Genomic DNA, 7,225 nt, shown 5'->3' on the forward strand with positions numbered 1-7,225 from the left:
ACCGGCCCGCGGGGGGACCGTGCCCAGCCGCCGGGGGATACTGCGCTCATGCCGACCGAACCCAGCACCAAGCCGGCCGCCGGACAGAAGCCCGCCAAGTACGGTGCGGAGTTCTTCTTCCGCTCGGCCGCCACCGCCGCGGGCGGCATCATCGTCGCCTCGATCGCCCTGATCGCGCTGTTCCTGCTGGTGCGGGCGGTGCCGTCGGTGCTGGCGAACAAGGCGAACTTCTTCACCAGCACGGAGTTCAACACCTCCGACGCCAACAATCTGCGCTTCGGCATCAAGGACCTGTTCATGGTCACGGTGCTGAGTTCGATGCTGGCGCTGGTGATCGCGGTGCCCATCGGTGTCGGGATCGCGTTGTTCCTGACGCAGTACTCGCCCAAGCGCCTGGCGCGGCCGTTCTCCACCATGGTGGATCTGCTGGCCGCGGTCCCTTCGATCGTGTTCGGTCTGTGGGGCGTGCTGGTGCTGGCTCCGAAACTGGAGCCGCTCCAGAGCTTCCTGAACGACAAGCTCGGCTGGTTCTTCCTGTTCTCCAAAGGGAACCTGACCAGCTACCTGGGCACGATCTTCACCGCGGGCGTGGTGCTCGCGGTGATGATCCTGCCGATCATCACCTCGGTGAGCCGCGAGGTCTTCGGGCTCACCCCGCTCTCGCACATCGAGGCGGCGCAGGCGCTCGGCGCCACCAAGTGGGAGGTCGTGCGGCTCACCGTGCTGCCTTACGGCCGCTCGGGTGTGATCGCCGGTTCCATGCTGGGCCTGGGCCGCGCGCTCGGTGAGACCATCGCGGTTCTCATCGTGCTGCGCACCGCCGCCCAGCCGGGCAACTGGTCGCTGTTCGACGGCGGCTTCACCTTCGCCTCCAAGATCGCTTCGGCCGCTTCGGAATTCAGCTCCAAGCTGCCGACCGGCGCCTACATCGCCGCCGGTTTCGTGTTGTTCGCTTTGACCTTCGTCGTCAACGCACTGGCCCGGCTGGTCGCGGGCGGGAAGGTGAACGGATGACCACCACGCTCGACAAGCCGGTCAAGGCCCCCACCTTCCGGCACGTCTCCACCGCCCGGCGGATCAAGAACAATATCGCCACCGGCGTCGTGTGGGCCTGCTTCTTCATCGCGCTGGTGCCGCTGCTCTGGGTGCTCTACACGGTCATCCAAAAGGGCTTCAGCATGGTCGCCGATATCGACTGGTGGACCAAGTCGCAGAACAACGTGCTGCCCGATCAGTACGCCGGCGGCGTCTACCACGCCATCTACGGCACCATCGTGCAGTCCGCCATCGCGGCGGTGATCGCGGTGCCGCTGGGCATCATGGCCGCGGTGTACCTGGTCGAATACGGTCGCGGCTGGCTGGCCAAGGTCACCACCTTCATGGTCGACATCCTGGCCGGCGTGCCGTCCATTGTGGCCGCGCTGTTCATCTTCGCGCTGTGGATCGCCACCTTCGGCTTCCCGCAGAGCGCCTTCGCGGTATCGCTGGCACTCGTGCTGCTCATGCTGCCGGTGGTGGTGCGTTCCACCGAGGAAATGCTGAAGCTGGTGCCCGACGAACTGCGCGAGGCCTCCTACGCGCTCGGCGTGCCGAAGTGGAAAACCATTGTGCGGATCGTGGTTCCGACCGCGGCCCCCGGCATGATCTCCGGCATCCTGCTGTCCGTCGCCCGCGTCATGGGCGAGACCGCGCCGGTGCTGGTGCTCGTCGGCTACTCCAAGTCGATCAACTTCGACGTCTTCAACAACAACATGGCCTCGCTGCCGCTGTTGATGTACCAGGAGTTGAGCAACCCCCGGGCCGCCGGCCAGGCGCGCGTGTGGGGTGCGGCGCTGACCCTGATCCTGATCATCGCGCTGCTGTACCTCGCCGCTGCCGCGGTCAACAAGCTGCTGACGCGGAACCGATAGAAGGAAAGACAGATGGCCAAGCGGATCGACGTCAAAGACCTGAATATTTTCTACGGCAAGTTCCACGCCGTCTCGGACGTGTCGCTGACCGTATTGCCGCGCAGCGTGACCGCCTACATCGGCCCGTCCGGCTGCGGTAAGTCCACCGTGCTGCGCGCGCTGAACCGCATGCACGAGGTGACCCCGAGCGCCCGCGTCGAAGGCGCGGTGCTGCTCGACGGCGAGGACATCTACGGCGCGAACATCGATCCGGTGGGCGTGCGGCGCACCATCGGCATGGTGTTCCAGCGGCCGAACCCGTTCCCCACCATGTCCATTCGCGACAATGTGGTGGCGGGGCTGAAGCTGCAGGGCGTGCGCAACAAGAAGGAACTCGACGAGGTCGCCGAGCGCTCGCTGCGCGGGGCGAACCTGTGGAACGAGGTCAAGGACCGGCTCGACAAGCCGGGCGGCGGGCTCTCCGGCGGTCAGCAGCAGCGACTGTGCATCGCGCGCGCCATCGCGGTGTCGCCGGACGTGCTGCTCATGGACGAGCCGTGTTCCGCGCTGGACCCGATCTCGACGCTGGCCATCGAGGATCTGATCTCCGAGCTGAAGAAGGAGTTCACGATCGTCATCGTCACGCACAACATGCAGCAGGCCGCGCGTGTGAGTGACCAGACGGCCTTCTTCAACCTGGAGGCCCAGGGCAAGCCGGGTCGTCTGATCGAGATCGACGAGACCGAGAAGATCTTCTCCAACCCGTCGCAGAAGGCCACGGAGGACTACATCTCGGGCCGCTTCGGTTAGGAACCGCTAGTACTCGACGGCCCCCGATCCTGGACGGATCGGGGGCCGTTGCTGTGTATGGGGGGTATGGGGGCCAGGCCCCCATACCCCCCTTTCTTTCCCGGGGCGAAGCCCGGATGTGTGCTGCGTCATAGGTAGCGCGGAGTGTTGTGTGCAACCGTCAGTCACAGTTAGTCTTCCTGCAAGTAAACCAATCGGTTTAGTCAGGAGGTGTGTCGGATGACGGTGTCAATGGCGACCCGGGGTTCCGGGACCGCGGGGCTCTCGCTGAGGGCGAAGATCGCGGCTCTGATCGCGATCTGTCTCGCGGAACTGCTTGTCGTGCTTGATAACACGCTGGTCAACGTGGCTTTGCCCTCGATGGCCGTGCAACTGCAGGCGGATATGGCCGGCCTGCAGTGGATCGTGGACGCGTTCACGCTCGCGTTCTCGGGCCTGCTGCTCGCCATGGGCCATCTCGGCGACCGCTACGGCCGCCGGCTGTTCATGGTCATCGGCCTGGTCGGCGTCGCCGCCATGTCCGCGGCGGGTGCGCTCTCCTCCGGCCTCGGTCAGGTCATCGCGGCCCGTGCGGGCATGGGCGTCTTCGCCGCGGTCGTCTTCCCCGCCACGCTCGCCCTCATCACGAACATCTTCACCGCCAAGCGCGAACGCGCCGCCGCCATCGCGCTCTGGACCGCCATGGCCGGCGTCGCCATCGCGATCGGCCCGACCGTCGGCGGCTGGCTGCTGGAGTACTTCTCCTGGCATTCGGTGTTCTGGATCAACGTCCCGGTCGCGCTGGTCGCCATCGTGGCCGTGTATCTGACCGTGCCGGAGTCCAAGGCCGATCACGTGGATCGCCTGGACCGCGTCGGCATCGTGCTCTCGCTGATCGGCATCACGGCACTGGTGTGGAGCATCATCGAGGCCCCGAAGCACGGCTGGCTGTCCACCCAGAGCCTGCTGGGCTATCTCTTCTCGGCGATCGCGTTGACGGTGTTCGTGCTGTGGGAACTGCGGGTGGCGACGCCGGTGCTGAACATGCGGCTGTTCAAGAACCGCCGTTTCGCGCTGCCGTCACTGGCGATCACCGTCTCGTACTTCTCCGCGTTCGGCTTCCTGTTCCTGATCACCCAGTACTTCCAGGGCGTGAAGGAATTGTCCCCGCTCCAATTCGGCATCCACTCACTGCCTTTCGCGGTGGCCGTGGGTCTCGCCGCGCCCGTCGCGACCCTGCTGGCGCAGCGCGTCGGCACCACCGCCATGGTGGTGTCCGGCCTGCTCATCCTGGCGGTGGCCATGTACATCGCCGGGCAGACGAAGGTCGAAACCGCTTATCTCGGACCGGTTGTGCTGTCGATGATCCTGATGGGATTGGGCTTCGCGGTGGTGCAGGGACCGGCGACCGAATCCATCATGGGCTCCGTGCCTTTGGCGGAAGCGGGCGCGGGTTCGGCCGTCAACGACACCACGCGTGAGGTCGGCGGTGCGCTGGGCGTGGCGCTGCTCGGTTCGATCATGGGCTCCATCTACACCTCGCGGGTGGCCGACAAGATCGCCGGAATTCCGAACCAGATCATGAATCCGCAGCAGAAGGAGCTGGCGAGCAATACGCCGATCAGCGTGCTGGAGATCATCAAGGCCCCGGTGAATCCGATTCTGGCCCCGGCCAAGGCGGATCTGATCCACAGCATGAAGATGGCGGCCCTGGAAGGCGCGCAGGCGGCTTCGTACGTCGCGGTCGGCACCTTGGTCGTCGCGGCGCTGATCGTCGCCGTGGCGCTGCCCTGGAAGCCCGAACGCGGTGAGTCCTACCTGATGGGCTGGCGCGAGAAAGAGCCTGCCCCAACCGATTCCACCGAGGACTAGATACGGCTCAGCGCCCGCACCGTGTCGGTGTGCGGGCGCTGATTCGTTCAGAAGCTAGATCGACTCTTTCTCGGAGTCCGGGTCCGGCGGCAGCACGCCGGTCACCAGGAACACCACGCGACGGCCGATCTCCACGGCGTGGTCGGCGAAGCGCTCGTAGTAGCGGCCCAGCAGCGCCACGTCCACGGCCGAAGCCACGCCGAACTGCCAGTCCCGGTCCATGATCAGCGTGAACAGATGCTTGCGCAGATCGTCCATCGCCTCGTCGTCGTCGGTCAGCTTGAGGGCGCGCTCGGGATCACGGGTCTCGAGCACCTCCTTGGCCGCCGCGCCCATCTTGACCGCGATCCGGCCCATCTCGGCGAAGTAGCTGTTGACCGCCTCGGGCACCGCGTGCGCCGGGAAGCGGCGCCGGGTCATCTTGGCGACGTGCAGCGAGAGCACGCCCATCCGGTTCACGTCGGAGACGATCTGGATGGCGCTGACCACCTGCCGCAGATCACCGGCGACGGGCGCCTGCAGCGCCAGCAGCGCGAAGGCCTTCTCCTCGGCCAGCTGGATCATCTCGGCGATGCGGTCGTATTCGGTGATCACCTGCTCCGCGAGCTCGAGGTCGGCGCTGAGCAGCGACTGGGTCGCCCGCTCCATGGCCGATCCGGCGAGCCCGGCCATGCCACCGAGCAGATCGGCTAGCTCGGCCATTTGTTCGTTGTAGATGACACGCATGATTCAAGACATTAGTGGTCGCCGGGAACCAAGTCACCAACGGTGGGTTAATCATCGGTGCCGGTCGGTCGTGTCCGGTTCCCCGCAGCTCGGAGCGGGTGCTCGTGAACCGCTATTTACAAGTGTCGTCGGCGGCGTTCACGTGCTCCAGATCGGACGGCAGTGTGACCGGCGCCCCAGCCGCGGTCTCGGTCGGCGTATCGGGCAGCGTCTGCCCGAAGGGGGTCGCGGTGCGCACGGTGCCCGCGTAATCGGTGCCCAGCACCACCTCGACGATGCTGCCCAGACCGGTGGTCGATTCCAGGGTCGCGCCCGGGATGGCGCTGGCCACGGTCGCGGCGGCGGCTTCCTGCCCGCTGGAGTAGCGGACCTTGGTGCTCGCCGAGACGCCGTCGGCGTAATTGCCGGTGCTGTAGATCTTGAAGCCCTGGTTGGCCAGTTTGGTGGCGGCCGTGGCGGCCACGCCGCCGACCCCGGAGGCGTTCGACATCTGCAGCGAGACGGTGCTCGGATCCACCGCCGTCAGTTTGGGTTTCGCAGTCGGCGCCGCGCTGGTGGTCCCGGCCGGGGCTTCCACCTTCTTCTCGCCGGGCAGCGGCTGATCGTCGATGATGGCGCGGAAGATGGCCTGGATATCCGACGTCCGCGGGATCTCGTTGCCGTAGGAGGTGGTGCCGGCGGTCGGCACGGTCAGGAAGGTGATCGCGCCCGTCTCCATGTTCTTGAGCGAACGGCCCAAGGTAAGCAGGTCTTTGGTGGTGACGTTGTCCATGAAGGAGTGCTCGGCGAAGGCATTGATGAAGCCGTTGAGCTTGCCCATGTCGAAGAGCACTTTGCTCGAGGTCGCGCTGCGCAGCAGTGAGGACAGGAAGCGCTGCTGCCGGTTGATGCGGTCGTAGTCGGAGCGTTCCTCGCCGACCACGTGGCGGGCGCGCACGTAGTCGAGGGCGGTGGCGCCGTCGACCTTCTGCTTGCCGGGGGTGGTGAGCACGGTGCCGAGGATCTCGTCGACCAGCGGCTTGTTGGTGCAGACCTCCACGCCGCCGATGGTGTCGACCATGGCCTCGAAGCCCGCGAAGTCGATGCCGATGAAGTGGTTGATCTTCAGGCCGGACATCTTCTGGATGACCTTGGTGAGGCATTTGGGCCCGCCGAGGGCGTAGACCGCGTTCAGCTTGTCGCCCATGGCCGACGGGAACTTCTCGCCGGTGTATCGGCCCTTGTCGTTGTCCCAGCCCTCGCATTCCGGGCGGGTGACGTCCAGGTCGCGCGGGAACGAGACGGCGACCACGCGGGAGCGGTCGGCCGGGATATTGACCAGCATGACGGTGTCGGCGCGGGCGCCTTCGGCGTCGTCGAGGGTGCCCGCGCCCAGCTGCGAGTTCACGCCCGCGCGGGTATCGGTTCCGATGATCAGGTAGTTCTCGTCGCCGTACTGCGCGCCGACATCGACGATGTCCTCGGAATTCGTGTCGATGGCGTTCACGTGGTTGAGGTCGCCGTCTTTGGCCTTCTGGTAGCTCCATCCGGTGCCGGTGATGATCAGGCAGAGCACCGCGAAGAGCGCGCCCGAGATCCGGCCCGCCAGTTTGATCTTCCGATTGCGCCGCCTGCGACTCGCGGACAGCCGGGACAGCGGTTTCGCGCCGACGGCGGCCGGGAGCGCGGTGGTGGGGTAGTCGGCGGGCGACTCCACCTGAATGCCGGTCTGCGCCTTGCCCTTCGGCTTCGGCGCGGGCGGCGCGGGGGTGATCGCGGGTAGTTCTTCGGTGGGCGGATCGGCCACGGCGGCCCTGCGCATCTCGCCCTCCAGGCCGCGCGGGGCGGCAGCGGGGGCGGCCACCTGATGGCGTGCGCCGGTCGTGCCCGGGTCGTTCGGCACTGCTCGCCGCGCGCCGGTGGTACCGGGGTCGGCGGGTACCGCGCGCCGGGCCCCGGTGGCCCCGGGA

Annotated in this window: 6 protein-coding genes; 4 read left to right on the plus strand and 2 right to left on the minus strand. The window is 66.6% G+C overall.

Annotation, left to right across the window (positions count from 1 at the left end; genetic code table 11):
• Positions 1-48: 48 nt before the first annotated feature.
• The 4 genes from pstC (at position 49) to NY1_RS32695 (ending at position 4,550) form a co-directional block, all read left to right on the plus strand.
• On the plus strand, positions 49-1,014 hold the full coding sequence (gene pstC, locus NY1_RS32680; protein ID WP_067721005.1) for a phosphate ABC transporter permease subunit PstC: 966 nt from the start codon (positions 49-51) through the stop codon (positions 1,012-1,014).
• On the plus strand, positions 1,011-1,910 hold the full coding sequence (pstA, locus tag NY1_RS32685; RefSeq protein WP_067721006.1) for a phosphate ABC transporter permease PstA: 900 nt from the start codon (positions 1,011-1,013) through the stop codon (positions 1,908-1,910). Before pstC ends, pstA begins: the two co-directional genes overlap by 4 nt.
• 12 nt (positions 1,911-1,922) lie before the next feature.
• Positions 1,923-2,699 carry a phosphate ABC transporter ATP-binding protein PstB gene (gene pstB / locus NY1_RS32690; RefSeq protein ID WP_067721007.1) on the plus strand — a complete coding sequence of 259 codons (777 nt, stop codon included), beginning with the start codon at positions 1,923-1,925 and terminating at the stop codon, positions 2,697-2,699.
• 231 nt (positions 2,700-2,930) lie between these two features.
• Positions 2,931-4,550, plus strand: a complete 1,620-nt coding sequence (locus NY1_RS32695; RefSeq protein ID WP_157762601.1) for an MFS transporter — start codon at positions 2,931-2,933, stop codon at positions 4,548-4,550.
• A 54-nt stretch (positions 4,551-4,604) separates the two neighbouring features.
• On the opposite strand, the gene phoU is transcribed toward NY1_RS32695, so the two are convergent.
• Together phoU and NY1_RS32705 are read right to left on the minus strand one after the other, a co-directional pair.
• Positions 4,605-5,276, minus strand: a complete 672-nt coding sequence (gene phoU, locus NY1_RS32700) for a phosphate signaling complex protein PhoU (protein WP_067721009.1) — start codon at positions 5,274-5,276, stop codon at positions 4,605-4,607.
• 112 nt (positions 5,277-5,388) lie between these two features.
• On the minus strand, positions 5,389-7,225 hold a 1,837-nt coding region (locus NY1_RS32705), incomplete at its 5' end, for an LCP family protein (RefSeq protein ID WP_369690462.1).

It is taken from the genome of Nocardia yamanashiensis NBRC 100130 (genome assembly GCF_001613325.1).
Classification (GTDB): Bacteria; Actinomycetota; Actinomycetes; order Mycobacteriales; family Mycobacteriaceae; genus Nocardia; species Nocardia yamanashiensis.

Excerpts from the sequence above, each read along its gene's own strand:
- pstC (WP_067721005.1), top strand. The coding sequence starts at position 49 with ATGCCGACCGAACCCAGCACCAAGCCGGCCGCCGGACAGAAGCCCGCC.
- pstA (WP_067721006.1), top strand. The coding sequence starts at position 1,011 with ATGACCACCACGCTCGACAAGCCGGTCAAGGCCCCCACCTTCCGGCAC.
- pstB (WP_067721007.1), top strand. The coding sequence starts at position 1,923 with ATGGCCAAGCGGATCGACGTCAAAGACCTGAATATTTTCTACGGCAAG.
- NY1_RS32695 (WP_157762601.1), top strand. The coding sequence starts at position 2,931 with ATGGCGACCCGGGGTTCCGGGACCGCGGGGCTCTCGCTGAGGGCGAAG.
- phoU (WP_067721009.1), bottom strand. The coding sequence starts at position 5,276 with ATGCGTGTCATCTACAACGAACAAATGGCCGAGCTAGCCGATCTGCTC.